This window comes from Terribacillus aidingensis (assembly GCF_040703035.1).
Taxonomy (GTDB): Bacteria; Bacillota; Bacilli; order Bacillales; family Amphibacillaceae; genus Terribacillus.
The window spans coordinates 2,138,494-2,165,090 of record NZ_CP159996.1; the positions used below are offsets into that span (position 1 = coordinate 2,138,494).

A 26,597-nucleotide genomic window follows, 5' to 3' on the forward strand; every position below is an offset into this window, starting at 1 on the left:
CCTCCTGCTATTCTTCCGATAGTTTATTCCTGCGCAAATATTTTGCAAGTTGTTTTTTAAATTGTAAGGAAACCATGATATACAGTGTGTCACCTGCTTTGATGACGGTCTGTCCGTTTGGTGAGATTATCTCACCGCTCCGGAGTATAGCATTGATCAACGTCGTCTCAGGAAAGCTGAGATCCTCCAGCCGTTTGCCGGAAATCTCATTAAGTTCCGTTGGTTTATATTCTACCATCTCGAGATTGTTCCGTCCTATACTGATCAATTCAAGTGTCTCAATTTCATTCGTTGTCGGCGGTTCCACCAATTTAAGCTTGGCCGCAAGTGCCGTGACCGTCGAGCCCTGCAGAACAGTTGATAAGAGGACGACGAAGAAAACGGCATTAAAGATGAGCTGACTATTTTCGATACCTGCAATGAGCGGGAAGAGTGCCAGCACGATTGGTACGGCACCTTTCAGGCCTGCCCAGGAAATGAACAGCTTCTCTTTTGCAGAATACTTGAAACGAATCAGCGACAGGAACGTTGCGAGCGGCCGTGCCAAGAAAATCAGTACGAGCGACAGCAAGAATCCTTTGATCATCAGACTCGGTGTAAACAATTCGGAAGGGAAAACAAACAACCCAAGCAAGACGAACATACAAATCTGCATAAGCCAGCCAAAACCCTCATTGAACCGAATAATGGAACGACGATACGTGATTTCAGCATTCCCGATATAAAGGGCGCTGACATAAACCGCCAATAGTCCAGAAGCATGAATAATAGATGTTAATCCGTAGCTCACCAAAGCGAATGAGAGCGCGAATAGCGGATAAAGACCGCTTGTATCGAGATTGATTCGATTGATCGCTGTGACAGCTATGAATCCGATCAGCAGTCCCATCGCTGCTCCTGCTCCCATTTCCCATATAAAGCTGCCGATCATGGAAAGCACGCTCGAGCCATGGCCGCTGATGAGTTCAATACAAGTGATTGTCAGGAACATAGCCATCGGATCATTCGTACCTGATTCAGCCTCTAATGTCGCAGCAAGCTTTTCTTTGACATTCTGCCCTTTCAAGACAGAGAAAACTGCAGCTGCATCCGTCGAACCAACGATCGATCCAATCAAAACAGATTCAAGCCATGTCAAATCGAAGATATAGTGCGCAGCAACAGCGACGATTGCCGCTGTCAGCAGCACCCCTACTGTCGCCATGGTGATTGCCGGAGCAATTGCCGGCTTCATCGAATGCCAATTCGCATGAAGACCACCTTCAAATAAAATGACAATCAGCGCAAAGATACCAATTGCCTCTGCCAAATGGGCATTATCAAAATAAACAAGTCCAAACCCATCACTTCCGACAATCATTCCGACCGCGATGAACAAAACAAGTGCCGGGACACCCAGCCTCGTCGAAAACTTCGTCACCACTACACTTACAACAAGCAGCAGCGCGAAGAGAAAAATGAATTGATTCGTTACCATATAATCGTGCATGAACATCCCCCTACAAGGTGTCGATCGATATCTGACTTTTCTATCCTATCCTTAATGATACAGTTAAAAACGCTGTACTGCATGTAATTAGCCCTCGCCAGAGCTGACCATATCAAAAAACCGACTCATGAGAGTCGGCTTTTTACTACTATTTATTTGAACAAAGAACTGAATGTATACGATCGAAACAACTCAGAGAAGGAGGAAAGCGGTAATTCATGATAAGGTATGGTTTTGCACCCATTGATGCTGACCATTATGCAGTTCTGAACATCATCGTAGCGGCTGACAACCGTATTCCCCTTCTTCATCGCCCACTTCTCAAAATCCGCTGGCGGAGAGCTTCCAAGCTTCGCTGCCTGAAATTGTGCAATGCTGCACTCCGCCCCGCTATAATATGCAGCTACTTCGGTGAGCGTCAAGTGATGCATCTCGGCGAACGGCATCATCACAATCTCATCATCTTCATCAGCCATATAATATTCCCCTGCTTCGGTCACCCGAACGAAAGCTTCTCGAACATCCCTGTAAATCTGCTGCTGCAAACTCGGCAGCGACGAAATGACTGGAGCGACAGACGGACTTTTCACAATTTCCATGGAAAACCCTCCTTTTCTGAACAGTTTCGACAGTTTTGGAGGGATACCTGCTTTTGTAAGAAAAATCCGAATTAAGATCCGTGATATAAAATGATACATTATCAATCAACCATAACTTTATAAATTGAAAATACCGGCACTCAATTCATTAGCCCCATATAGCCCATTGCATTCCAATTGCGAAGCCAAGCGGTATGGATACCCACATCGTGACAATAGCAAAAACACGGAGTTGCTCAGAGGGAATTTTAATTGAGGTTACCAATCCAAATATGATGCCAATAGCCCATATCACTAATATTACAAAAAACTCTGGGGCTACGTACTTTTGGTCGGTAGGATTTTCACCGATCGTACCTGCAGCACAAAAATCAGCAATGAAAAAAGCAAAGAAACTGCTTATAACAGCATTTATGAGAAACACTTTCCTATTTCCATTCATATTATGCCTCCTCAGTAAATGGTCCGAAACGCTCTGCTTCTCTCTTACACTTTTACCACAAACAGCCAATTCGTTGAGCAGTTTCGACAAATAACGAAGAAACCTGCAGCCATCAAAAAAACCGGCACGTTAGCCGGTTTTAATATAGAGGGGAAAACAATATGTAGTTATTCTCCTCCTCCGCCCCCACCGCCATCAGAGCCTCCACCATCATAGGAAGGACTGCTTGGACCGGAATCATAGGACTGGGAACTTATATCTGTGTCGTGGTATCGTTTGTGATTGCTATCATTGTCTGAATCCGCGCCCATCAATGGCGTATGCGTATATAAGGCCGAGTTTCCATCGCTATCTGATTTACTCTTGGATTGGGCGTGATTTTTAGATTGCATGTGACCTTGATCTTCATCTCGCTTCTTCTTACGGATCGCTATTAAAGCAATTACTACAGCTGCTATCAATACAATAATTACGCCTATAAAGATATTAATTGCAATACTATTGTCGATCGTTATTTCATTCATTAGTACTTCACTCCCTAAAAAGAAATAAATAGCAGTTCCTACCAGATAAAATTTTCTTGAATTTACAGGATAACATAAATTCATTTTCTTTAACCCCTACAGTAAAAAAGTGATATGTTTCTCACTATAATTCTATCTGGTCCTGAGCAATAAAATCCAAATTAAAAAGAACTTCCTTTTTAGAAAGTTCTTAATAGAAGACTAAAATTGTATTTAACTACTGTTTATTTACTGCAAATGCATACTTCTTATTTAATAAATAAGGGCGGTAATACCCGTTGATTGTAGACATTGGAAGTACTTCCGGATGAAGCTGAATACCCAATGTTTGGATCATATACTCTCTGCGTTGTTGGATTCTTCCCCATAGTTCTGGATAGCGTTCGGACAACTCTGCACGTAGTTTTTCGTCCGCTAGAACAATACCATCTTCCGCATTCGCTCCGCCGTATCCTGGAATACTAGGGATAATATCCATCTGGAACATCATGCCGCTGGCAAGTTGGATTTCTGAATTGGGATACATAGGAGAAGACATCCATTCTTCACCAGCCGTCAAATGACCCGGGTTAAGCTTCCATCCATATCTTGATTTAGGCAGGACAGATTCAATTAATTCATACATCTCCCCACCTGTCATACCAATTCTCACATTCTCATACCAAGCAACACTTGCTGCGTAATAAGGCTTAGCAACTGCATCTATATAATCAGATACATCCGCAGGCAGTTCTTCAGCAGATGATACAACATAGGCAGATCGGTTGGTAAGACCCCCTCTGTATCCTACAGTGACTGTAAACTTATCACCTACTTCTACTTTCTTTGCTCTTGGAGCCACTACTGCGTTCGTAAAGCGATCACCCGTAGCACAAATCGTCTGGACATTATTCGGCTGCCCATAGGCAGCTAGTCCATCTGCAAGCTCCATCTCTGTTTTTCCAGGTTCTAATTGATTTAGCACTCGCAAAATTCGGGACGATGCAAGTGAAGCTCCAAATTCATAGTGAGCGATTTCATTTGCATTCATTAAACTACGAGCACCCGTACCTGGATGAATGAATAATGAAGTGGCATTTAAAACACTGCCGGAATCTTTCACTAACTCATTTACAGCGTTAACTATAAAATACGGCGTATCAAACAGCTGCTGATTGTCTTCATAAGAACTCGTAAACATTTTCCATCCTGCAATACCAACACGCATACCTTCTTTAATACCTGCAGATGCAATAAGTTCTGCAAATGTCTTATCAGTAGGCATCGGCTGATTCGGCAGTGAAAAGTATGGTACAAGGATAGCATCTGCTTCTATACGGCTGTATTGGTTCATTCGAAGAGATTCATTACCTAATAATAAATAAGCCCGCCCATTGCTATGTAAAACCAAGAGCGCTTCCTCAAACCTTGGTTCGAAACCTGTTAGATACCCAAAGTTAGTGCCGTGTTCACGGTCGCCATATACAAGAAGAACGTCTAGTTCTGCGTCATTCATCTGCTCAATCATTTTCTCTTTGTGAAGCTGCATCGTTTCATCAATCAGATCCACTGGTGTCTCTGCCGTTGTATCGGCAGGTGCAGGTACTTCTTTATAGCTGATTCTCTCTATATAGTTCATCATGACAATCTCCTTCGTTTATGCATCTTAATAACATTGTAAGCGATTTACACAAGTATGCGTTAGTAATTCAGCAAATGTTTTATGTTCAAAACTTTTTTTACAAAGACAAAAAACCGACCATTACAGTCGGTTTTAATAGCCGTCACAGCAAGCCAGTACTCTCTATCCGCTTACAACAGCTATGTCAGTCAACAGGCAGAGCTCGTGCCTGTCAGAGCTTCAGTTCCCCCATGCGAAGGAGCTCCACTACAGCCTGAGACCGTCCCTTTACTCCCAGTTTCTGCATCGTATTTGATATGTGGTTCCGCACTGTTTTTTCTGAAATAAACAGATCTTGCGCGATTTCCTTGGTTGTCTTATCTTGAACCAATAGTTCAAAGACTTCTTTTTCTCGTTTGGTGAGTAATTGTTTTGGCCTGTAGTCATTATCCTTCAAAAGTTAACCCCTCCTTGCTCTCTTCAGGGTTGCTGCGTCAGGTATTTATTTAGTCCATGTAGCTTATGTAAACCAAAGACGGAGCGTGAACGGAATTCGCGAATTGTTAACGATTGTTGGCGGAGGAGTTACGGTATTGGGTATTTAAATTTCATAAACGAACTATCCATGAAGAGGCCACTTGATCTCAGATGGGTTAATTAACTCTCGATTTGCAGCGTCTTGCTTACAAACCATGTAAAGTCTCTTATTGTTAAGTCTCTTGCGAAATTTTAAGTACAAAAATCCACTCTTATTAGAGAAGAATCAAATATAGATAATTGAAGCAGAAATAGAGGATTAATATTTGTAAGCAACAGATCCATTCTTTGAAAGTGAAGCTTCTTTTTACGACGAACTAATGCAAAGTACAGATGCGAATAATAACGAATAAAACAAAATTAAAAGGCATAAGACCGGCACAATACCTGACTCATGCCTAGAGCGTTGCCAAATGATTTTTTGGGGTCATTTAGCCTATTGTAGGCTCTTAAAAGACATTAATCTTCGTAGTACTTGTCATAAAGATCCGGGTATTTGTTTTTAAATTTCTTAACTTTCACGTCATCAACTGTAACAACGTTTAATACATCGGAGCTCACATATACGATTGATTCATTATTATGAAAGGTTAAGGGACTATGACGGTATACGATTAACCCTTTCTAAATGAAACGCAACAGTTAAGTTATATACACGCCATAAAAATGAAGTAACCAATCGGTTCAAGGAACTGCTAGATATAGATATACTGGATGGAACTGTTTTATCAAGACTAAAAATGAAATAATATAGATAAAATAAGGGTTCAAACATATTAGACATATATAATACATATGACCCTTATTGTGTAAGTCACTGCTTCTCATAAGGTAGTAGAAGTGACTTCTTCTTTCCCTTCATTAATCTTGTCTTTATTAAATTGCTGTTTTACTCTTTTTCTAACAAATAACATAATAAGAATCGCCATTGTTAACTCTGCTATCGGCATCGACAGCCATATTCCATTTACTCCTAAAAATTTCGGTAAAACAAGTAAATATACAAAAAATAATACGTAGCTTCTGCAGACGGTAATAAGAGTTGCAAACCATACTTTCCCCACTGATTGGAAATATGTCATATAGACGAAGCTGATTCCAATAAATAGATAACCAATGAAGAATAAGCGAATGCCGTTAACAGCTATGTCAATAATGCTTTGATCGTTAATCCCAAATAAACTAACTAACATAGGAGCAAAGGCGAAGCCGATAACAAATAATAGTAACCCGAGTGCTATTGCCGTTGTTTCTCCTAATTTAATTGTATCGCGCATTTGTACTTTTTTTTGTGCACCTTGATAATAGCTAATCATTGGCTGCATCGCAGTCTCTATACCAAAAAACGCCAAGAACATGAAACCGTGTAAATAGTTGATAACTGAGAAAGCTGTGACCCCTTCTGTTCCTAATGCTGCAACAACGCTTAAGTTGTACCCTACAACTAAAACAAATGCTCCGGATTCTGCTAATAGACTAGGTAAACCTATTGCTAAAATTCGTCTGATTAATTGCTTAGACCAATTAAATTCCAATTTATTTAATACTACTTGTTTTTTAAAGAAGTGCGGGATAAAAATTGCAACTCCAACAGCTCCTCCGATTACTGTCGCTAATCCTGCCCCGAATACTCCTAAGTCAAATATGAAAATAAAAATGTAATTCAACAATATATTAACAATGGACGTTACCCCTAACGAAACCATTCCTAGCACTGGTCTACCGTCATTACGGATGAAAACCCCAAACAGCTGCTGTAAACCTAAAATCCACCCTAACGAGAACAAGATGCGTAAATACTCTATTGTTGGTGTAATTGTATCTTCATTAGCTCCAAGCCATGTTGCTACTGTGTTTATATTTAGATAACCAACAACGCTAATCACACCAAGCAACCCAATAAAAATTGCAAGTGCCAATGTAAAACTGCTTCGTGATTTTTGTATATCACCTTCGCCAACAGCTGTTGAAAAGTATGTCGCTCCACCAATGCCTATCCATAGACTAATGGCGAGAATGACTGTAAAAATTGGTGCTGCTAGATTAACACCTGCTAAACCGAATTCTCCAACGCCACGTCCTACAAAAATACCATCTAACAGCATATTTACTGACATGAGTAGCATGCCGATAACTGCTGGGAAAAAGAAATGAAAGAAAACCTTTTTAACCGGTTTATTCATGAGCTCTTGCTGCATTGTTTCCATGATTTGTCCTCCTAAAATAACGTAGCCTTTAAGGTGTCATCACACTTAAAGGCTACTGATTGAATAATTTAATGCTTATACTGCTTCTCAGCATTCATCATGCCAAAAGGTCCAACATAAGCTCCGGTTTGTTCTGTTAAGCAAGCATCTATTGTCTCTTTATCCGCAACACCGCTTTTATACAGATCAATAGCAACCTGTGTTAACGTATTTCGAAATGCATCAAAGACAAACTGCTCATTTGCTTTTTTTAGTAATAGTGGTGTAAGTGACATTCCTTTACACCAGCACATTGTTTTTTTTAGTACCGTCTGAGATGTATTGATTTTCGGCATGACCTCGACAACATCTGCCTCCCAATTCGCATTAGAAAATCGGCACGCTACAATATTACTTGAAGAATTCATCACTTTATTCGAAACAGGACCTGTCACGGTTGTGATAAAAACCGTATTAGAATATGCACATTGTAATACTTGCTTGTAAAATGCTTTATTTTCTTCCGATGTCACGATAATATCTTTGTTTTGTACAGCTTCCGTAGCATCCTCAATAAAAAAGACTCTATTGAAAGCATCTATTGTTTTGCTATGGTTGCCGTAGTAGTCTTGAAAGAACTTACTTGCATTAGCTAGCTCTTTCTCTAACTGAATAAATGTCTGTTCATCTGGTACATAAAGATATATGCTATCACCAAAATAAGCAGCTCGAAATGCAAGGTGAACAAGATAAGGATGTTTTGTAAAAAAGGTAACTTCATGGTTAAAATTATTCATCTTTACTTTTCCCAGCTAGCATTTATTCCATCATTAAAGAACGCATAGTCCTCCACATTATCAAATTCCAAGTTGTCTAATAGATTTGCACTATGAAACACCTTTTTTGCTCGTGGTTTACGGTCATGCTCGAAATAATAGAATGCATCTTCGTAATCGTGATCACGCAGCATTTTTGCTAAATACATTGCATCTTCAAAAGCTAGCGTTGTTCCCATTCCTGCATTGGGATCCGCTGTATGCAATGCGTCACCGATTAAAACAATACGTCCATGTGAGTAGTTCTCCATTAAATCGATACGATAGAGTTGCTTTGCAATAATATGATCCGTTGCTTGGATTAAATGCTGAATTGGCATTTCCCAACCTTCAAAGCGTGCCGCTAAATCAGCCTTCAACTGCTCTAATGGCTTTCCTTCAAATATCTTTTTTGCAACTTTGCGCGGCTCTGTGGTAATAAGAGACCATGAAATTTCCGTATCAGTTGGGTGATGTTTTGACACGAAGAAATTAAAGTTATCATGGAAATACATCAGTGATGTCTCTGTCGTGAAGTACTTCTTTAACGCCCCTAACTTTTCTGTTTCAATCATACCGTACACACCAGTTTTCCCAAGATATTTTAACGGGTTTGACGGGAACGGGAATAATAGCTCCCGCGTCTTCGAACGCACGCCATCAGCACCGATTAAAATTGACCCGACTTCTTCTGTACCATCTTCGAAAGTCACATGTACACTTTGCTCGTTTTGTGTAAATCCTTTTAGGCGCTTACCAAACTGGATGTCAATACCTAACTCCATCGCTTTTTTATATAACACATCGATTAAATGGAAACGTGCAATGTTGATTAAATGCGGCATTCCTTCTAATTCTTGTTCTTCTCCCATTTCTTCAAATAATGGCTTATTGTTTTGATCAAGTACCGCAAAATCAACTATTTGATGACTGTTTTGTTTGATTTCTTCCCCTAGTCCTAATAGCTCCAGCATTTGTACACCACTTGGGTGAATTACAAAATGTCCACCTACTTTGCCATACGCTTCCGCTTGCTCATAAACCACACTTTCGATATTTGCCTTTTTCAAAAATAACGACATAGCTAAACCGGCAATGCCTCCACCAATAATGATTACTTTGTCCTTCATATCAATCACTCCCTTCGAAGACACAATATCACTATTCGGACGAACGGTCAATTATTTAATTTAAAAAACAAATAAATTCAAGTTTCATAAAATAAATAATTGGACAATCATTCTATTAATTAGCATATTATGTTACAATGAGCTAAAATTAAGAAAAAACAGTTGGAGGAAGTATGAGCAGACCAACAGGAGTAAATAGCGAAGACACAAAACAATTTATTGTAGATGTCGCAACAAAGATATTTGAACTTAAAGGTTATAGTTCCACATCGATGGCAGACATCAAAAATGAAACGAACTTTAGTAAAGGCACTATTTATTATCACTTTAAAAATAAAGAAGAATTGTACTTATATTGTATCCAGCGGGTATCTAACGAATTTATTCGTAACTGGGAGATTACTTCTAAAAATGAGAAGTCCGCTGAAAAGAAATTATATATTTGGGCTAACTTAAATAATATAATGCTGCAAAAGCCTATAATGAATACGGTTCATGAATATTTCATTTCCACAAATAAAGACAATTACGATGCCGTAGTTGAACTTTATGAGCCTGAATTTCGAATCGTGAACCGTATTTTAGAGGACGGAATCAATAGTGGCGAATTTAAAAAAGACTTACAAATCGATGAAGTATCCGTACTTATATATAATTTCATCACTTCCTTAACAAATGCAGAATTATATGGCTATCGTTCAAATCAAGAGCAAAAAAATCTGTACAAGGCAGCAATTGATTTAATCTTACCAGGACTTAAAAATTAAAAGGATGTGTTGATTTAACTCAACACATCCTTTTAGTCCTTGATTGACTATTATCATAGCTAATATGATTAACCTGCCATATTATAAGGGTGAGAACCTTGTTCTCCTCATAACTCTTTGTAGACATCTCCATAAGCAATTTTCAGCTGCTCTCTTAATTGCTTATTTACTTGTTCCAGCTTTTGATTTTTTCTTTTTAGGGAGGCAATGAGGGCATCCTTATTACTATCATTCATATCTCGCCAACTTGTTTTGAGGTGGGTGCATTTGATTGTTGCAACCTTAATGTTTTAATGCTTTCACGAATATCTAAATTATTGTATAGAGTTGCTTTCGATACATGAGATTCATTTGATACACTGTTAGAATTGATAACCCTATTTGATCTTATTAGCCTTTTATTGCTTCATCTACCTTTTGGTACGTAGCTGCTTTTCGTTGAGCATGAATATACTTCAAATGAGCATTACGGTCGTATTTAGTCATTTGTTACACCTTGTTTTTGTTTTATACTTCCACTTCGTCCAAAGATTATATTTCCTAGTTTAATAGTATTATAGATATCCTTGAGTCTATCTAAATTCTTCTGGTTTTTTTGTGCTATTTCCTCACGTCCATACTGTTTGGCTACTTCTACCATCTTTGAAGTAGATTGTATGTGAATTTCATACTTTGCTACATCCATCTCTGAAAGACCTACCGCCAGGTCTTTACAAGGACTTCCACCATTATATGTTAAGCAAGGAGGCTCCTCAGCATAAGGGCACTTTCCGTTCAATATTGCTCTACATGATCCGTAAGGATTGTCTATTGCTGTTAACTTGTGGTTTAGCCAAAGAAACTGCCCCAGTGACGGTTTTAATATTACTGAGATACAAGAAATTGACATTAATCAGTCGGCAGCAACAACTATATATAATTTTCAACCGGTCACCATTACTAAAAATTCAAAGATAAAGATTGAAGGTAATGTCTATTTTTTTCTTCCTCATACACCTGCTGCTGAAGCAAATGGTATCGTCCAATTGTCTCTTATTGAAGCAAGTGAACCATTTATTATCTATCAAGTGGAACAAGGCTTCCGAGCAAAGAATATAGATGAGACCTATGAACAATATGAGACATTGGAATTACTATGGATGTCTGATGTTGAACCGGGCACTTACAACTTTTCAATTAGAGCTGGCGCGGAGGACCCACCATTTTTTATAGAAAGTAGAACCCTTATATTAACTGTGTTCACAGAAAGGTGATCATTTTCCAATGAGTTTTATTATGAATGAGTAAATAACCACACTTATTCTCTCCTTTATCCGATTATAGGAGTAAAGGGAATTTATATTCTGAGTATGTATTGGCGAGGCAGCAGATTGTTGATGGGTTAACTCTTTTCGTGGCGCTTGAACTTGATTAAGATGAGGATATAAATTATGAATTTACGCCTAACAATCCACTGCTACACAAATATACTCAAGGTGAACTCGATGTATTTGAGGAGATATTCAAGAAGGATACAACTGCAATGTTTGGTGAATGATTAAAACCCTCCGATTAAGGAGGGTTTGTTTTTTTACATCTTCTTAACTAACGAAGGAAATCCTTTAGTTAATTTAATTGGTTCATGAGTAATAGATCTATAATACAGACGCCAATCGATTTACCCTATTGAGGTCATACTTGTAAGCAGTTAGATTCAGATCTTTCACAAGAGTTTCATAGAATAATTTACCATGTATTAGTAACTCTTTTACCACTAACTTTTTATCTACTGTTACAGTCTGATGATCGAATTGGATTTGAATGTTAGTACCTTTGTCTTTCATCGCTATTTCTACCGGTTGCCCTGGAAAAAGGCACTTACCTTCACCGGATTCCAAGCATTTTTCTAAAGTATTAAATATAAATGCCCAAAGCATGGGAAGGTCATCCCAATACTCGACACCCAGATACTCTTTATACTGATATTTAAATGAAATTCCCCCTCAAGACTTAAGAGGTTATCGTTCAGTAGCTCGCCTATGTTTGTTTTTACAAACTCAACACATCTATCTTTATAGTTTTCAAAGAAACAAACGTAGTCTTCAGGTTTTAAAGAGGCATTTTCTAAACTCTCAATTGGTTTAGTTACTATAAATTGTTTAATTTGTAGCATTAATTTACTCCTAATATTTTGGATAAAGTTGTTTCATATACCCTTTGGATATTCCGAGAACATAAGTAACGCCGTCAACCTTCGCTTCAACTTGATCAGTTGTATTCATTGATTTCTTCCCTAGTGTAAAACTATGTTTCTTGGCTATTGCAAGGACTATATTTTTAACTTCGTTTACACTTAAATCCGGATCCAAGAAAGTCTGCGTTTTTTTAGTGCTTCCATCCCAATATTTTGGATGATGTCTAGTTAGTATATGTTCCATATCCTTTTTATCTACAGTATATGATCTTCCCTTAACAGTATACTTTCCCGATCTATAATTTTATGACTACTCAAGAAACTGAAACAGCTACTATTGAGGAAGAAACTACTATTGACTGGGGTACTCCAGTAACTGAAATTGCAAATGGCGACGGATCAGAAACCGAAAAATTTGATCAAGTATCTTCACTTGCTATGGACTACTCTCCTACTGATGAAGAGCTTGAAACTTTTGGTGATGACATTGTAAATGAGTACAAAAATGGCACTTATCTTTCTGACATTACAAACCACGAATATATGTTAAAAAACATTTTCAAAGCACAGGTCGTCGATAGTGCGTTTGAAGATAGCGAACAAGAACCATTAGACTCATTCGCCTTTGATTTCTTACAGAACTCTAAATACACGTATAGAGGCGTGATGCTGTAGACAGTCAGTCTGTTCAAAGTAACGAGAAGCAAATGGATGATGGCTCAAATTAATTGATCCAGTTAGCCCATTACAATTAGGTAGTGGGCATTTTTATTATTGGATAGTAAAAATAGTGATTCTTTTGTATTATTAAATGGAAATGTTTTACTTGGGTTTCAAATACTTTGGAGGGGTGCGAATGCTATTCACTTTTGAAGGTGAGATGATTTATAGTCATGCTTATAAAAAGAAAAGGAAAGCCAGTAAGGGTTTTATTAAGTTGTATAAAGTAGTTAAAGATATTGTTGATAACAATAATGAAATAATGATGGAAGTCATTTTTGGAAACTTTGGAAGCTTATTTAATTCAGAGTACGGACTACTAATAGCGGCTAAAGACAGACTTCTTTTTGTAGCAGACAAATACAATGATCATATTCAGAAATAAAAAAGCCATCTGTAGATACGCACACCCTTAGTGACTCTATTTCGTTTATAGTAAACGGATCAACTTTAGAATTTAAAAACGTATCAGAAGGAAATGCACATACAATGGTTGCCTATTTGAAGAAGCGAGTTGCAGAAAAGGATAACACTCTAAACAATAATCACAGTATACATATGCTCTAGTAGACCTACAGATGACATCATTGAAGAAATTAGGAAATACAAGGAACTTTATGATGAAGGAATATTGACAGAAGATGAATTTGCAGCAAAGAAAAAGCAATTACTTAACATTTAAAGGAGAAGAAAATGTACAAAGAAAAGTTTTATCACTCACCTTGGTTTATTGGTTTGTTATTTGCCTTCTGGCCGATTGGAATACCTCCACTTATTGCTATTGTACTTATAATCAATAGACATAAAGTTATCAGTAAACACAACACTTTAATGAAAACTTATGACATTGAAAATATAATCGTCGACAATGAAAAACTTTCTAACTTAAAAGAGGATATAAAAAAACTATCTCACGAGAAGCAATTATTGGCTAATATTATTGAGTCATATAAGCCAATCTCAGACTTAGTGTTAATGAAGGATGAATTAAAAGAAAATATCAAGAAAATCGAATCGCAGCAGCAACTTGAGTACGATAAATTAAAAGAAATTAAGAGTGAGATTGGTTTATTTGAAGACGAACTTACAATGCATAGTTTTGGAGTTTTTAAGTCTCCATTTGACTTAGGAAATTCAGAAGCATACAAAGTTAAACTCAATGAAACAATTGCCAGACAAAAAGCTCTTATTAAAGAAAAACGTGCTACATATCACAACTTAGACTGGACAATTGGAGATGACCGTAAAAGAGGTAGAGAATTCATATTAGACACTATCAAACTGACCCTTCGAGCTTTTAACAATGAATGTGATAACATCATTAATAGAGTCAAGTTCAACAATGTTGAAGCTAGTGAAAATAAGATCCAAAAAGTCTATCAAGACCTTAATAAATTAACGGATATGCAGACCGTTGCAATTAGTCCAAAATATATGGATTTAAAAATAGAACAACTACATCTTAAATACGGCTATGAGCTAATGAAGCAACAAGAAAAAGAAGAACAAATGGAAATAAGAGAACAAATGAGAGAAGAAGCTAAAGCTCTTAAGGAATTGGAAAAGGCACAACAAAAAGTTGAAAAAGAAGAAAAACACTTCGAACAAGCCATCGAAAAATTAAAATTGCAATTAAATGAAGACGCTCAAAGAAATAACCAAAAACTATTGGATAAATTGGCCGAACTAGAAGGACAGTTAGAAGAAACTAAAAAGAACAAGGAAGATGTTCTATTCCGAGTACAGAATACTCGCGCTGGCTATGTATACATTATCTCTAACATTGGATCGTTCGGTGAAAATGTCTATAAAATTGGTATGACTAGACGGTTAGAGCCACTAGATAGAGTACGTGAATTAGGCGACGCATCAGTTCCTTTTTTGTTTGATGTTCACGGTATGATCTTTAGTGATGATGCTCCGAGCTTAGAGAAAGCTTTACACAAAGCTTTTGAGAAACGGAGGGTGAACAGAATTAATGAACGGAAGGAATTCTTTAGAGTTAGCTTAGATGAGATTGAAAAAGTAGTAACTGAAAACCATAATAAAACAGTTACATTTACAAAGACAGCCGCTGCTGAGGATTATAGACAGACTGTCGAGTTAGAGAAGCAGAAAGAGTTAGTCGTCTCTTAAATTTAATATATATTATTTATTTCAGTTTAGAGGCTGATTCATTGTCAGCCTTTTTTCAATTATAGTTTCTTATATTACATGAAACCATTGCACTGAATACTCGTATTATTTGTATATAATTAAACGCGAAAGAAGGATTGTCATTTGAAAAAGCTTATCTTCTCCCTCACTCTGTTTCTCGTTATCTTTATGAGCGCATGTTCTAACGCATCTTCCGGATCCAAAGAGATTACACCGGATGATGTTGTAGTAGCCTTCCAGGACGCCGGCCTTCATGCTGAGAATCCTTCTGAAATGACGAAGGATGACTATGGTGTCGGTCCTATGAAGTCCAAAGAAGGTGTTCGTGTAACTGTTCCTCAGGTCTGCAGCGATTGTAATGCTCGTATTATTAGCTATGAAGCTGAAGCTGATTTAGATGAGATGAAGGAATACTATGACTCCATGGGTGAAGAAAGTGCCATGTTATTCTCCTGGACTGCAAAGCACAAGAACATACTGGTACAGGTTAATGGCGATATGGAGGAAGAAGAATTCAATAAGTACAAAGAGGCTTTGGAAAGTCTTTAAGAGGAGAGCAAGTATGCTCTCTTCTTTTATTTGTAAAGATACTAAATTTCTTAATCAACCTTATTACTATCATCTGACTAGGAAGTGGTTTATGCTTAGTTTACGTCTTTAAAAGGGGATTAGTTGATTATGAAGGATGAATTAAAGTACATTGGGGATAAAATCAGGGCTAATAAAGAAATAATTGCAGACTCTGTTATTGACTCCTTAGATGAGAATTTAAAAACGGAGTTGAAAATTCTATCCTTTCCAAACGACAAGTTACATGCTTTTAATGTTGATTTAATTAATAACATAGGTGCTTTATTATTTGTTGAAGAGGACCCATATGAGGTTCAACAAAATTTACTTAACTGGGCTAAAAATGCAGCTGAATTTGCTACCCAAAAGAATATCTCTCTAACAGCAACTTTACAGTTTGTCTCTAGCTTCCGATCAGTTATCTGGGAGATCTTCACTGAAGAATTGGTACAGCGACATTTTGCTGCTATAACCATGCTAGATGTTTCAAAAATAATCGATCCTATGCTTGAAAAGATTAGTTTCGCTATAGGAGAAGAATATGAATTATATAACAAAAAAATGATGGACATTGCTTATAGTGCATTAGAGGAGCTTTCAGTTCCAGTTGTTCCTATTTACGAAGGTGTAGCAGTTCTTCCTATTATCGGAGAAATAGATACCTATAGGGCCAAGCTGATCATGGAGACTGCATTAGAGCAAGGCAACCATCTGCAATTAGATTGTTTGATCATTGATGTATCAGGTGTACTCATGATTGATACAATGGTAGCTGATCAGATTTTCAATATTGTTAAAACACTTAAGTTAAGTGGTATTACTACTATCATCACGGGTATTAGACCAGAAATTGCGCAAACGATGGTTTCATTAGGTCTAGATTTTAAATCGATTACTACTTTTTCTAATTTAAGACAAGCTCTTTTACATTTAGGTTATGGGAAAATAAGAGATTAAACTGTTTTCCTTTCTAGCTATGTACAGAATCAGGAATGAATTTAAGCTAATATTAAGAACCTATAAGATCCAAAACAATTTAGAGGGCCAACTCGGACCCTCTTCTTTTTTTGCAATATGATGTAACCGTTCATTACACCACCCCGCTCCCCTTCCCAACATCTTGGAAATCCCCTTTAACCCAGTTGTTTCTAATTATGTAAGGGTACAAGTATTGAATTGTTCGCAAATGGTCTGCACCGTATTCGATATGTGGTTCCGCACTGTTTTTTCTGAAATAAACAGATCTTGCGCGATTTCCTTGGTTGTCTTATCTTGAACCAATAGTTCAAAGACTTCTTTTTCTCGTTTGGTGAGTAATTGTTTTGGCCTGTAGTCATTATCCTTCAAAAGTTAACCCCTCCTTGCTCTCTTCAGGGTTGCTGCGTCAGGTATTTATTTAGTCCATGTAGCTTATGTAAACCAGAGACGGAGCGTGAACGGAATTCGCGAATTGTTAACGATTGTTGGCGGAGGAGTTACGGTATTGAGTATTTAAATTTCATAAACGAACTATCCATGAAGAGGTCACTTGATCTCAGAAGGGTTAATTAAACCGGACACAATAATTACACATATATGAGGTAGGATGTGTAAGATAATTTCTGGTCTTGTGTTAAAGGAGAATACTATGAAAAGACTTAAATTTTGGTTGTTAGCTATCGTTTTCCCATTTGTTATTATAAACGGCATTATCTTGTATAACATTATTAATATAAATCTAAGTGATTTAAATGGAGAAGGACGTATTGTTTCAACAATCAATTCACCTGACAATAGCTATGTTGCAGAGATTCGATTGATAGACAAAAACGGCAATGCTACAACACCAATACAACAAACAGTTAGCATTTCCGCTATAAATGCAGACTATAACCTGTTAAGTGAAGAAACAGTATATTGGGAAATACACGCTGAAAGCGAAACGCCAAAAGTAAGCTGGTTAGATGATGATAGTTTAAACGTCAATGGCATTATAATAGACATACTAAAGCCGGAGACATATTACAATTGGCAAAACCAGTAAGAATTCATATAAGATAAGAGTGAAATATTATGAGATAACAGCTATATTTGTATGCTGCTATTATTTTTTTCGTTCTGATTATATGCAGATATGAACGCTGAGTTTAATTTTTTGGAGTTAATCGTATCAAACACAGTATACATGTACGTTGCGAATGATAAAAAGAGTAAGAAAACGTCAACCACGGGGTTTGGCGTTTTTTTATGCTCTTGGCCAATTTATTTATTTTATACTTTGATTCTGTTATTATTCTGGAATTTGAGGAATTTATATGAAATCATTCTATCTTACGTTAAAATAAAGAGGATAATGGAGGTTTACAAAAAATGAATGCGAATAAGATAATTTTATACTTCTGGCTAGTAGTAATTGCAATTATTTCCTATTTCACAGGTGAACTTGCCACCTTTATGATGTTGTATTTAATCTTAATTGCTTTACATGCAATACATTCAACACTTATAGATTTTTATAACGACTGGAAAAGTAGTAGATATTAAAAGAACCTAAGTACTACTTTTGATCCCCACAAAGTGCGAAATAACAGCTATCTTTGTATGCTGTTATTATTTTTCTTTTTGATGAGTAGGATTATTATGTAGTTATGAACGTTGAATTTAATTTTGCTTAATAATCTCTGTTGAAATGAATTGGGCTGAGATGGGTGACGGGGGTATTGTGGGCGGGTCATTTCCGTAGGTTTCTCAGCTTCAAGACCGGCATCCTGGAAAGCTGCTACAACATCATCAGGTGTAAACTCTTTAGATCCAGATGACGCGTTAGAACATGGGCTGACGAAGAAAAACAAATACCCGGATCTTTATGACAAGTACCACGAAGATTAATGTTTTTTAAGAGCCTACAATGGGCTAAGTGCCCCCCCAAAAAGTTTCTTTAAGCCAGGCACCAGGTCACACGACTGGCTGAAAGCGTTTAACTATCAATATAAGAATGTCTTTATTACGGGTAACTGGAAGAATAAGTTTGGTTTGCTACTGTCCTTCCAGGATGGATCTCCTGCAGGGATATTGGAGTTCATGAGGCTTGGAGACAAGAAGAGACTTTATGATGAGTATCGGCAGCACGTATCAAAGGAAACAAAGGACTTCATATATATGTATCCTGGACTTCAAGGAACAGTTAAGTATCGGAACCTCACTAGCAAGGGGTATTTACGGATATCTTCCTTTGAAAAAGGGATTGTTTAATCCCCTTAATTGGGGATTTTTATGTTTAAAAACATAAAAAAGGACTTTCCTGTGTTGCTAGAAAGCCCTCTGACGCATTTATTTACACTTTTATGTACTATCCCCCTATATTAGATCCTTAAATTTTGGAGAATTTCTTCATTAGTCTTGGAAGTTTCCTCATTGTCTCTCCCGAGAGCTCAATGAGCGATATTATCTATATCACCTATATCTACTCTCCCAGGTCTCTTATTGTCCATGTACTTCACTTTTACCATATATTCATTTTTACTCTCCCGTGGAAAACTTCCTGTATATATAATGGGTACGGGGTAAGAATTCCTTCTTTTTTGAGCCACTTAAAAAAAAGTCTCTTTATCCATGTAACGCTTGCTAGGTGTCGATATTTGTACGAAAAAAGCTGTGATTAATGATTTTAACTTGACAAAATAATTTATTTATGCTAAAATTTACTTTTATATTTTTAATGTATATAATAGGATTCTCCTGGCCAGGGGAATCCTATTTTTTTTGTTCTAAATAAAGGAGTGTGTTTGTATGAAGAAAGATGAGTCAAGTGTAACTTCGTTAATATCAGCTTTCGGCAGATCCTACCATAGTCAATTTGATACCCCTAAAATCTTTAATGATTATATAGCTAAAGACTTAATTTCTGATAAAGAATTCAATAACATCAAAGAGAATATGGTTCAAGGCATACATTTCTTCGACGAAGATATCGCACAAAAATTCGAGGGAAATACAGAAGAAATATTAAAATGGATTACACAAGTCCAACTTTCTCCTATAACCTTATCACGTGCTGCGTATTGCGAAAAAGTATTACTTAATGAGGTAGCGTTAGGATTAAGACAATATGTCATACTTGGCGCTGGATTAGATACTTTCAGTTTCCGGCATCCAGAATTGGAAAACAGCTTAGAAATATTCGAAATTGATCATCCCACTACACAGGAATTTAAAAAGCAAAGATTGGACGAGGCTAATTTAAAAATCCCAAGTAATCTTCATTTTGTTTCTATGGACTTTACCAAAAAGTTGTCCTATCAAAACCTAATAGGTAAAGGATTTGAAAACAAAAAGACGTTCTTTAGTCTTTTAGGTGTTTCCTACTATTTAACTAAAGAGGAAGTTAAAAGCTTAATAGATTATATATTCACCAAGGTTCCACCAGGAAGTTCGATCGTTCTTGATTATGCAGACGAAAAACTATTCGAAGAAAAAGGAACCTCTAATAGAGTTGAAAATATGGTGAAAATGGCATCAATAGGCGGGGAACCAATGAAATCATGTTTTTCTTACTTTGAAATCGAAAAAGTGTTAGAGAAATCAGGCTTACTCATTTATGAACATTTATCACCTGATAAAATTAATGAATTGTATTTTAACAATCGAGAAGATTACCTATCAGCCTTTGAGACCATTCATTACATTCATGCTGTAAAAAAATAAAACACATCAAAACATGCACTTTGAATCTATATTTGAATTAGCCTACCTTTCTATGGTACTTCGTGGGGCTTTACTGCTTTTATCCAGTGAATAGTATTATAGATATACAAGCTTCAAACTATAAGGGATAGAAACTATGAGCGTATTCGAGTTATACCGGAATACGTTTATTTTTTATTATTTTTTCTGTTTAACCACTCCCTCACTGTGGTACCTAATAAGACAAATCGCATATGTACATAATAATTTCAGATGAAGATAGTTAGCGGTAATTTCTAATAAAAGGAGTATTAATTATACCACTTATAACTTCCATTCCTCTCGCTCTTAGATTATTCTTAAAGTAGTACACAACATAAAAGGGGACATCAGTATGAAAGACGAATTGAGATATATAGGGGAGAAGATACAGAAGAACCAGGATATTATTGCCGAGTCTGTACTTCTAAACCTCGATTCGACATTAAATAAAGAGCTTCGTATCTTATCTCTTCCGAAAGAGCAATTATCCAAATTCAATGCTAGACTTGTATCTAATATCGGTGCCATCCTTTTTGCTGAAGATAACAAAGAAGAAGTGGAAAGAAACTTTTTGGCTTGGGGATCGTGGGCCGGACAAGCGGCTACGGAGATGAATGTTTCCTTGACTGCTACGTTGCAATATGTTTCCAGCTTCCGCAGTGTTATTTGGGATATATTCACGGTTGAACTGGAGGAGCGGCATTTTGCTGCGATTACCATGCTAGATGTATCAAAAATCATCGATCCAATGCTGGAGGTAGTCAGCTTCGAAATTGGAAGACAGTTTGAGAAACATAATAAGAAGATGGTTAGCATTGCCTATAGTGCGCTGGAAGAATTGTCAGTGCCGGTAGTTCCGATTTATGAAGGATTAGCTGTTATACCCATTGTCGGCGAGATCGACACACATCGGGCCAAATTGATCATGGAGACTGCATTGACACAAGGCAATGCTTTGGAATTGGATTACCTAGTCTTGGATGTTTCTGGCGTATTGATGATCGATACGATGGTGGCCAATCAGATTGTTCAAATTGTTCAATCCCTTCGTGTAAGCGGGATTAAAACCATCATTACGGGAATCCGTCCAGAAATCGCACAGACGATGGTCTCACTTGGTTTAGATTTCAAGTCGATAACTACAGTATCGAATCTAAAAAATGCCTTGTATCATCTAGGATACGGTAAATTGAAATAAATCATCAAAAAAGAGCTGGTCCTTGTGATCAGCTCTTCTTCTCTTTACTTCTCCCTGCTATATATATTCTTTACTGCTTCATCAATTTCATCACGTGACATTCGCAAGGCCTTGGCTGAAGTATCGTAACCTATTTCTTCCTTACCTTCGGCCAGCCCTTTGAATATCCCTTCAGCAAACGCAACGACTGGTTCCCCAAATGTATGGATGCCTACTCCTCCAAGATCTGTGTTTACAGCTGGCGGAGCCACTTCAATCACTTCTACTTCAGTTTTAGCTAGCTGCAAGCGCAGACTCATTGTGAAGGAATGCAATGCGGCTTTTGTTGCTGAATAGATTGGTGCTATGGCCATTGGCGTGAACGCAAGACCTGAGGTCACATTTATAATGGCTGCTTTCTTCCCGCTGGAAGCAAAGAACGGTGCAAACAGCATGGATAGATGGAAAGGCGCCTCGATATTGGCGGATATTTCTTTATTGAAATATGCCCAGTCATTCACCACATCTGTTTCTAAAACATTGAAGCGCTGCTGGATTCCTGCATTATTGACTAGTACATTTACATTTGGATGCTCTTGTTTTACCCATTCAAATAGCGCAGTACGTTCGGATTCAACCGTAACATCACATACACGCGTAATCAGTTCCGGATGCTTGTCTCTGGCTTCCTGCAGCTTGCTTTCTCTTCTGCCGCATACAATACTTCATTGCCCGCCTGCAAAAAACGTTCCGCAAAAGCAAAGCCAATACCGGATGCTCCGCCGGTAATCAATATTTTATTACCCTGTAAATCCATATAAAGGACCTCCTGTTGCTAATATAACTACCCCATAGCATTCCCTCTCTTTGTAACGCATAACCACTGCGTATAATGATTGTCTTCTCTTTTGGGTATAGTAAAACCAAATTAATAGAAACGGAGTGCTTGACATGTCTGTGGAACCAATTGTGATTGATAGCATCATTAATGGAAAAAAGCATAAAGCTGAAAAACAAGCTCCCAGAGAAAACCCGGCAAATCCTAAAGAAGTTGTTGGCTACGCCCCGCTTAATACGAAAGACGAAACAATCCAGGCAATCGATGCCGCTGATCAAGCGTTCACCGAGTGGCGGCAATCTTCATTCGAGGATCGAATCACGCGCATGCGCCGAGCTATCCAAAAGATACAAGATAACACATCCGACATCGCAGCTCTCCTATCCAGGGAACATGGGAAGGCATTATATGATGCGAAGGGCGAAATCGCAGTGTCCCTGATGTGGATGGAGTTTGCCTGTGATAATGTCATGGAAGTACTAAAAGATGAAGTGAACGAGCATGACGTCGGTAAAACAATCATTGCTCGTGATGCAATCGGGGTGATCAGCGCTATTTCTCCTTGGAACTATCCGATTTCGCTCTCAACTATCAAGATTGCGCCTGCCTTACTAGCAGGCAATACGATGGTCCTGAAGCCAAGCCCTCTTGCTCCACTGGCAGTCAGCAGAGTTGCCGAGATAATTGCAGGCGAGTTTCCACCAGGCGTTTTGAATCTTGTGCATGGCGAAGCTGAAGTTGGCGTCGAACTGACTTCCAACCCGAAAGTAGCTAAGATTGCATTCACTGGCGGAACAGAAACAGCAAAGCACATTATGAAAGCAGCGGCCGATACAATCAAGCATATGACATTGGAGCTTGGCGGCAATGACGCTGCCGTGGTACTGGAAGACTTTGATGTGAATGATGAAAAAGCAATGCGCCGGATTGTCATTTCGAACTTCCTGACGGCAGGCCAGATTTGTATGATTGCCAAACGTGTTTACGTACATGAGTCTATTTTCGAAGCGTTTATTGAAAAATATCGGGAAGCTGCTGATAAGTGGATTCGCGTTGGTAATCCCTTCGCCGAAGACGTTACGATTGGTCCGGTAAATAATAAAAAGCAGATGGAATTTGTCCAGGGTCTGATTGATGACAGCAAACAAAAAGGGGCTGAAGTCATCAAACTCGGCAAAATAATGGATGAAGACCTATTCAAACAAGGATACTTTATGCAGCCAACGCTTGTACTTGGTGCGGATTATGATGATCCGATTGTCGAACAAGAACAGTTTGGACCGACTGTCCCCATCTTACCATTCAAGGATGATGAGCATGCGATTCATCTTGCCAACAAAAGCATCTATGGCCTGACTAGTTCGGTTTGGGGCAAGCAAGAGCATGCGGTTAAAGTAGCCAAGCGGATTCAAGCTGGAACGACGATGATCAATACTGCTGCCATCCAAGGCTTGGACGTCCGCTTTCCATTTGGCGGCGTAAAACAATCCGGTATTGGCCGCGAGTATGGCAAAGAAGGTTTGCTTGCATACGCCGAAACACACGTCATCAATATGCCGAATGCATTGGATCTTCCTTATATACCAGAATAAAAAAGCAGGGCATCTATCCGATGCCCTGCTTTTTGCCCTTGTGAAACGATATCTTCCCTCTTATTATAAATATAATGCAGCTAGAAGGAGTTATCGTACATCATGAGAAAAATAAACCATATTGTTTGGCTGACCATTGTACTGCTGTTAATCAGTGGCTGCGGTGTAATCCAAACAGAACAGACCGATACGAAATCCAAACCCACGATCACGTCAGGTACAACTGACAAAGTAGAAGTTTCATTAATCCGAATAGTGGATGGTGACACAATCAAAGTGAACTACAACGGACAGGAAGAAACTGTCCGCTACTTGCTTGTAGATACTCCTGAGACGAAAGCGCCGAACAAATGTGTTCAGCCCTATGGAAAGGATGCCAGCAAACGTAATCAAGAACTAGTGGCGGATGCTGACAAACTGGAGCTGGAATTCGATGTTGGTTCAAGAACGGACAAGTATGGTCGTTTACTTGCCTATGTATATGCTGATGGAGTGAGCGTGCAGCAGACATTACTGGAAGAAGGATTGGCACGTGTAGCTTATGTGTACCCGCCAAATACAAGATACCTTGACAATTTCGAGAAAGCACAAGCAACTGCTAAAAAAGATGCTGAGGCAGTTTGGGATCAAAATGGCTATGTGACAGATCGCGGATTCGACGGCTGTGCCACTAGTCAGGACACTTCAGAAACACCAGTAGACAGCTCATCAAATGAACCGACTCAATCAACACAGTTTGCCAATTGTACGGAACTGAGAAAAACATATCCAGACGGTGTACCAAGCACTCACCCTGCCTACCAACGTAAGTTTGACCGGGATAAGGATGATTATGCTTGTGAATAATAAATGGACGATTAAACAGCACTTATAATTTCACGCAGACTCTAACAAATGACAGCACATAACTTTTTTGTTTATAGTGTAGAAGAAACCACATAAAAGGGGCATACATCATGAGTAAAACAACGCACTGGAAAGAAAATTGGCTGCAGCATCGCAATGTATTAATCCAACTGATTGACCGAATCGAAGATGGCCATCTGGATTTTAAACCATGGGAAGATGCAATGACGCTTCGCGAACTGGTACTTCATGTAGCTGGCTCGAGCAATATGTTCGTAAATATGGTGAAAACGGAAGCTATGACACCTCCGGATCTCCCTGAAGTACATACGATGGAAGATCTTAAGCAAGCTGTTAAGCAATTTACAGATGAAACAGCTCAAGCCTTTGACACTATCACTGATGAAGAACTGGCATTAGAAAACGAAGCGAAGATACCGGGTATGCAAGGTAAGAAGGAACTTTATCTTCAAGCTATGTATGATCATGAACTGCATCACAAAGGACAGTTGTTCATTTATGCTCGTTTAGTCGAGGCAACAGACCTTCCCTTCTTCCGCTAAGTAATAAGATAACCTTGCAGCATTTTAGCTGTAAGGTTATTTTAATTTACCTAGTATAATTTTCCTTATTTTTATCAATTTTTTACAGAAAACTGCTATACAACAGATTCTCTTCGATATATAATCTTCTAAACACATCTTAGAAAACTATAAATGAGGGATGGATATTGGCGTATGTGATCATGCGTGAAGAGAAGGATGACATTCGCTGCCTGAAAGAGACAGGCAGTACGATGTGCAAGTTATTCGATACGTTGGAGGAAGCTGAATTGATGAAAAAGCAGCTGATCTCCGAAACTGCTTCCCATATTCACTGGTTTATTGTTGAAATGTAACTGCTGAATCTAATTCAGGTAAGCAGTCGGAATCGCTTCTTCAGAACTTCCGTCTTCTTGCCTGTTTATTTTATACACAGCAGCACCTTTCCGAGAGCAAACAGCACGGCTCAGCTGTTCATTCACAAAATGCAAGGCAGCATAATCATCCATTCCATAACCTTCTTTCATACTTCCTTCACCGACAGCTTCAAAGTAACTTGGTCTGCGTTTCGCTTCTCCATCAAAATGAGGGCAAACACTGCCTGATAGAAAACCAAGTCCATTTAATGTATAGAGCGGCCCGTTCAAAGAGTCGGTGAGCCCCTCTTCAAACCAGCAATTGGCCCCTGCACTTAGTCCTGCCAAGATAACTCCCTTCTGATAAGCTTCAGCTAATAAATTATCCAGCTTCCATTCACGCCACAGTACGAGCATATTTCGGGTGCTTCCCCCTCCGACATACAGGATATCCTGCTCCATTACAAAATCACGCAAACTTAGAAACGACGGCTCGAATAAAGATAGATGTCTAGGCTTTCATGGCAGTTGATGAAAAGCCTTATAAAAACGTTGAATATAACCCTCACTATCTCCACTGGCTGTTGGAATGAAACAAACACGCGGCTCGTCTTTAGCGCTTTGAGAAAGTATATATCGATCAAGAGCCAAGTTATCCGGGTCCATTGAAAAACCGCCGCCGCCAAGAGCGATAATCTGTCTTTTCATCGTATTTTCCTCCTTATCATGCAATATACCCTGGCCAACAGCAAGGCAAGGGAAACCTCAGCTATATAGGTAGGGTACGTTTAGTTAACCCGTAGATGTATTTTCAATATAATGGGAAATAAATC

The 26,597-nt window shown here is 38.3% G+C and carries 28 protein-coding genes and 4 pseudogenes; 16 read left to right on the forward strand and 16 right to left on the reverse strand.

The genetic code is table 11. The features are described from left to right. Nucleotides 1-7: 7 nt before the first annotated feature. The 6 genes from ABXS78_RS11340 to ABXS78_RS11365 form a co-directional block, all read right to left on the reverse strand. Entirely contained in the window at nt 8-1,489 is a 1,482-nt protein-coding gene (locus ABXS78_RS11340) for a potassium/proton antiporter (protein WP_366247321.1), read from the reverse strand. 152 nt (nt 1,490-1,641) lie between these two features. Continuing rightward, nucleotides 1,642-2,088: a hypothetical protein gene (locus ABXS78_RS11345; protein ID WP_366247322.1), complete on the reverse strand. Its 447-nt coding sequence runs from the start codon at nt 2,086-2,088 to the stop codon at nt 1,642-1,644. Between the two features lie 148 nt (nt 2,089-2,236). Continuing rightward, nucleotides 2,237-2,530: a hypothetical protein gene (locus ABXS78_RS11350; protein WP_366247323.1), complete on the reverse strand. Its 294-nt coding sequence runs from the start codon at nt 2,528-2,530 to the stop codon at nt 2,237-2,239. A 167-nt stretch (nt 2,531-2,697) separates the two neighbouring features. After that, a complete protein-coding gene (locus tag ABXS78_RS11355) occupies nt 2,698-3,054 on the reverse strand; it encodes a hypothetical protein (protein WP_366247324.1) in 357 nt (118 codons plus the stop codon). 217 nt (nt 3,055-3,271) lie between these two features. Beyond that, nucleotides 3,272-4,675 carry an aminopeptidase P family protein gene (locus ABXS78_RS11360; protein ID WP_366247325.1) on the reverse strand — a complete coding sequence of 468 codons (1,404 nt, stop codon included), beginning with the start codon at nt 4,673-4,675 and terminating at the stop codon, nt 3,272-3,274. Between the two features lie 211 nt (nt 4,676-4,886). Then, nucleotides 4,887-5,111, reverse strand: coding sequence for a response regulator transcription factor (locus ABXS78_RS11365; protein WP_366247326.1), 225 nt, complete (start codon nt 5,109-5,111; stop codon nt 4,887-4,889). Nucleotides 5,112-5,736: 625 nt separating this feature from the next. Here ABXS78_RS11365 and ABXS78_RS11370 point away from each other — a divergent pair. Continuing rightward, nucleotides 5,737-5,919, forward strand: a pseudogene (locus tag ABXS78_RS11370) (hypothetical protein); the annotation flags it as partial. 96 nt (nt 5,920-6,015) lie between these two features. Here the strand turns inward: ABXS78_RS11370 and ABXS78_RS11375 are convergent. The 3 genes from ABXS78_RS11375 to ABXS78_RS11385 all read right to left on the reverse strand — a co-directional run bounded on the left by ABXS78_RS11375 (nt 6,016) and on the right by ABXS78_RS11385 (nt 9,322). Beyond that, nucleotides 6,016-7,398, reverse strand: a complete 1,383-nt coding sequence (locus ABXS78_RS11375) for an MATE family efflux transporter (RefSeq protein ID WP_366247327.1) — start codon at nt 7,396-7,398, stop codon at nt 6,016-6,018. Nucleotides 7,399-7,466: 68 nt separating this feature from the next. Then, nucleotides 7,467-8,174, reverse strand: a complete 708-nt coding sequence (locus ABXS78_RS11380) for a 3-hydroxyacyl-CoA dehydrogenase NAD-binding domain-containing protein (RefSeq protein WP_366247328.1) — start codon at nt 8,172-8,174, stop codon at nt 7,467-7,469. A gap of 2 nt (nt 8,175-8,176) precedes the next feature. Further along, nucleotides 8,177-9,322 carry an NAD(P)/FAD-dependent oxidoreductase gene (locus ABXS78_RS11385; protein ID WP_366247329.1) on the reverse strand — a complete coding sequence of 382 codons (1,146 nt, stop codon included), beginning with the start codon at nt 9,320-9,322 and terminating at the stop codon, nt 8,177-8,179. Between the two features lie 173 nt (nt 9,323-9,495). On the opposite strand from ABXS78_RS11385, the gene ABXS78_RS11390 reads away from it, so the two are divergent. Next, on the forward strand, nt 9,496-10,089 hold the full coding sequence (locus ABXS78_RS11390; protein ID WP_366247330.1) for a TetR/AcrR family transcriptional regulator: 594 nt from the start codon (nt 9,496-9,498) through the stop codon (nt 10,087-10,089). Between the two features lie 107 nt (nt 10,090-10,196). On the opposite strand, the pseudogene ABXS78_RS11395 reads toward ABXS78_RS11390, so the two are convergent. Together ABXS78_RS11395 and ABXS78_RS11400 are read right to left on the reverse strand one after the other, a co-directional pair. Beyond that, nucleotides 10,197-10,575, reverse strand: a pseudogene (locus tag ABXS78_RS11395) (DUF6262 family protein). Beyond that, complete coding sequence (locus ABXS78_RS11400) at nt 10,568-10,774, reverse strand: transposase (RefSeq protein WP_366247331.1); 207 nt, start codon at nt 10,772-10,774, stop codon at nt 10,568-10,570. Before ABXS78_RS11400 ends, ABXS78_RS11395 begins: the two are co-directional and overlap by 8 nt. A gap of 118 nt (nt 10,775-10,892) precedes the next feature. Here ABXS78_RS11400 and ABXS78_RS11405 point away from each other — a divergent pair, with 118 nt between their 5' ends. Beyond that, nucleotides 10,893-11,342 (forward strand): hypothetical protein, encoded by a 450-nt coding sequence (locus tag ABXS78_RS11405; protein ID WP_366247332.1) that lies wholly within the window; start codon nt 10,893-10,895, stop codon nt 11,340-11,342. Nucleotides 11,343-11,723: 381 nt separating this feature from the next. Here the strand turns inward: ABXS78_RS11405 and ABXS78_RS11410 are convergent, their stop codons facing one another. After that, the gene (locus tag ABXS78_RS11410) at nt 11,724-12,005 is read right to left on the reverse strand and encodes a hypothetical protein (RefSeq protein ID WP_366247333.1); all 282 of its coding nucleotides are present in this window, start codon (nt 12,003-12,005) and stop codon (nt 11,724-11,726) included. Then, a complete protein-coding gene (locus ABXS78_RS11415) occupies nt 11,975-12,241 on the reverse strand; it encodes a hypothetical protein (RefSeq protein WP_366247334.1) in 267 nt (88 codons plus the stop codon). The genes ABXS78_RS11410 and ABXS78_RS11415 overlap by 31 nt, the downstream gene beginning before the upstream one ends. A gap of 327 nt (nt 12,242-12,568) precedes the next feature. Here ABXS78_RS11415 and ABXS78_RS11420 point away from each other — a divergent pair, with 327 nt between their 5' ends. The 6 genes from ABXS78_RS11420 to ABXS78_RS11445 all read left to right on the forward strand — a co-directional run bounded on the left by ABXS78_RS11420 (nt 12,569) and on the right by ABXS78_RS11445 (nt 16,666). Next, nucleotides 12,569-12,937, forward strand: coding sequence for a hypothetical protein (locus tag ABXS78_RS11420; RefSeq protein ID WP_366247335.1), 369 nt, complete (start codon nt 12,569-12,571; stop codon nt 12,935-12,937). Nucleotides 12,938-13,118: 181 nt separating this feature from the next. Further along, nucleotides 13,119-13,367: a hypothetical protein gene (locus ABXS78_RS11425; protein ID WP_366247336.1), complete on the forward strand. Its 249-nt coding sequence runs from the start codon at nt 13,119-13,121 to the stop codon at nt 13,365-13,367. A 210-nt stretch (nt 13,368-13,577) separates the two neighbouring features. Beyond that, nucleotides 13,578-13,664, forward strand: a complete 87-nt coding sequence (locus ABXS78_RS11430; RefSeq protein ID WP_366249927.1) for an SHOCT domain-containing protein — start codon at nt 13,578-13,580, stop codon at nt 13,662-13,664. Nucleotides 13,665-13,675: 11 nt separating this feature from the next. Next, a complete protein-coding gene (locus ABXS78_RS11435) occupies nt 13,676-15,118 on the forward strand; it encodes a DUF4041 domain-containing protein (RefSeq protein ID WP_366247337.1) in 1,443 nt (480 codons plus the stop codon). Between the two features lie 144 nt (nt 15,119-15,262). Beyond that, a complete protein-coding gene (locus ABXS78_RS11440) occupies nt 15,263-15,688 on the forward strand; it encodes a hypothetical protein (RefSeq protein WP_366247338.1) in 426 nt (141 codons plus the stop codon). Between the two features lie 129 nt (nt 15,689-15,817). Further along, nucleotides 15,818-16,666 (forward strand): STAS domain-containing protein, encoded by an 849-nt coding sequence (locus ABXS78_RS11445; RefSeq protein ID WP_366247339.1) that lies wholly within the window; start codon nt 15,818-15,820, stop codon nt 16,664-16,666. A 195-nt stretch (nt 16,667-16,861) separates the two neighbouring features. On the opposite strand, the gene ABXS78_RS11450 is transcribed toward ABXS78_RS11445, so the two are convergent. Beyond that, the gene (locus tag ABXS78_RS11450; protein ID WP_366247340.1) at nt 16,862-17,056 is read right to left on the reverse strand and encodes a LuxR C-terminal-related transcriptional regulator; all 195 of its coding nucleotides are present in this window, start codon (nt 17,054-17,056) and stop codon (nt 16,862-16,864) included. 280 nt (nt 17,057-17,336) lie between these two features. Here ABXS78_RS11450 and ABXS78_RS11455 point away from each other — a divergent pair, with 280 nt between their 5' ends. The 3 genes from ABXS78_RS11455 (at nt 17,337) to ABXS78_RS11465 (ending at nt 21,611) form a co-directional block, all read left to right on the forward strand. Beyond that, on the forward strand, nt 17,337-17,732 hold the full coding sequence (locus tag ABXS78_RS11455; RefSeq protein WP_366247341.1) for a DUF5412 family protein: 396 nt from the start codon (nt 17,337-17,339) through the stop codon (nt 17,730-17,732). Nucleotides 17,733-19,477: 1,745 nt separating this feature from the next. Then, complete coding sequence (locus ABXS78_RS11460) at nt 19,478-20,392, forward strand: class I SAM-dependent methyltransferase (RefSeq protein ID WP_366247342.1); 915 nt, start codon at nt 19,478-19,480, stop codon at nt 20,390-20,392. 373 nt (nt 20,393-20,765) lie between these two features. Beyond that, the gene (locus ABXS78_RS11465) at nt 20,766-21,611 is read left to right on the forward strand and encodes an STAS domain-containing protein (RefSeq protein ID WP_366247343.1); all 846 of its coding nucleotides are present in this window, start codon (nt 20,766-20,768) and stop codon (nt 21,609-21,611) included. 44 nt (nt 21,612-21,655) lie between these two features. Here the strand turns inward: ABXS78_RS11465 and ABXS78_RS11470 are convergent. Further along, a pseudogene (locus ABXS78_RS11470) lies at nt 21,656-22,407 on the reverse strand (SDR family NAD(P)-dependent oxidoreductase). Between the two features lie 134 nt (nt 22,408-22,541). Between ABXS78_RS11470 and ABXS78_RS11475 the strand changes: the two are divergent. The 4 genes from ABXS78_RS11475 to ABXS78_RS11490 all read left to right on the forward strand — a co-directional run bounded on the left by ABXS78_RS11475 (nt 22,542) and on the right by ABXS78_RS11490 (nt 25,764). Further along, a complete protein-coding gene (locus ABXS78_RS11475) occupies nt 22,542-24,020 on the forward strand; it encodes an aldehyde dehydrogenase family protein (RefSeq protein WP_366247344.1) in 1,479 nt (492 codons plus the stop codon). Nucleotides 24,021-24,122: 102 nt separating this feature from the next. Further along, a complete protein-coding gene (locus ABXS78_RS11480; protein ID WP_366247345.1) occupies nt 24,123-24,866 on the forward strand; it encodes a thermonuclease family protein in 744 nt (247 codons plus the stop codon). Nucleotides 24,867-24,976: 110 nt separating this feature from the next. After that, nucleotides 24,977-25,429: a DinB family protein gene (locus tag ABXS78_RS11485; RefSeq protein WP_366247346.1), complete on the forward strand. Its 453-nt coding sequence runs from the start codon at nt 24,977-24,979 to the stop codon at nt 25,427-25,429. A gap of 167 nt (nt 25,430-25,596) precedes the next feature. Beyond that, nucleotides 25,597-25,764, forward strand: coding sequence for a hypothetical protein (locus tag ABXS78_RS11490; protein ID WP_366247347.1), 168 nt, complete (start codon nt 25,597-25,599; stop codon nt 25,762-25,764). Nucleotides 25,765-25,773: 9 nt separating this feature from the next. Here the strand turns inward: ABXS78_RS11490 and ABXS78_RS11495 are convergent. Further along, a pseudogene (locus ABXS78_RS11495) lies at nt 25,774-26,472 on the reverse strand (peptidase E). Nucleotides 26,473-26,597: the final 125 nt, after the last annotated feature.